Here is a 398-nt window from a genome sequence, read left to right on the forward strand (position 1 = left end):
ATTTTATTGTACGTGCTGTTGATGATATTTTAAAAACGGAATTTGACTTGCCTCAAGGGTTGGCTGATACTAGCAAAACTACCATAAAATTAAATACACAAAACGCAGATAAACGTGCTGCAACAGGTTACAAACAACTAGAGCAAGAGGTACACAAAGTACAAATACTAGACCCAGCAACAGGCACAGGCACGTTCTTGGCAGAAGTGGTGAAACACATTCACAAAAAGTTTCAAGGACAGCAAGGCATTTGGAGCAATTATGTAGAAAACCATTTGTTACCTCGTTTGAATGGTTTTGAGTTGTTGATGGCAAGTTATGCTATGGCTCATTTAAAATTAGATTTGCTATTGACCGAAACTGGATTTAAACCAACCTCCAACCAACGTCTTCGAGTG

Annotated in this window: 1 pseudogene; it reads left to right on the forward strand. The window is 38.4% G+C overall.

Features of this window, described 5'->3' with window-relative positions:
• A pseudogene (locus IU405_RS00330) lies at positions 1 to 398 on the forward strand (DNA methyltransferase); the annotation flags it as partial.

Origin of the sequence: Polaribacter sp. BAL334, from assembly GCF_015767435.1 — a bacterium.
Classification (GTDB): Bacteria; Bacteroidota; Bacteroidia; order Flavobacteriales; family Flavobacteriaceae; genus Polaribacter.